This window comes from Variovorax sp. 01N429, assembly GCF_056399425.1.
Window position 1 is genome coordinate 1 of the sequence record NZ_JBFTRG010000109.1, and the last position, 464, is coordinate 464.

Consider the following 464-nt stretch of genomic DNA (forward strand, 5'->3'; position numbering starts at 1 on the left):
GAACGGGGAGACGGCTTCGAGGACGCGTAAGAGGTCGGGTGGGAGGCGGTCCCAGGGGCGGGCCGGACCGGCTTTGCGGGGGGCGAGGTCTTCGCCGATGCGGCCGAGGTGTTCGAGGACTTCGGCGGCGCTGGTGACCACGTAGGTTTCCTCCTCGCGGAGCAGTTGGTGGACGCCGGCGGATTGCGGCGAGGTGATCGGGCCGGGGACGCCCATGACGACGCGGCCCAGGGCGTCGGCGCGGTGGGCGGTGATGAGGGCGCCGCTGCGTACGGCGGCTTCGATGACGAGGGTGCCGGGGGTGAGTGCGGCGATGACGCGGTTGCGTTCGACGAAGCGGATGCGGCTTGGGGAGCTGCCGGGTGGGAGTTCGCTGACCAGGGTGCCGACTTCGGCGATGCGGGCGAACAGGCGTTCGTGGCCGCGCGGGTACGCCACGTCGATGCCGCAGGCGAGGACGGCGA

1 protein-coding gene is annotated in these 464 nt (G+C 72.2%); it reads right to left on the reverse strand.

Annotated features, from left to right (window positions below):
- Positions 1-464 (reverse strand): DNA-processing protein DprA (locus AC1DSF_RS30810; protein ID WP_478184108.1); only part of this gene is annotated, 464 nt, incomplete at both ends.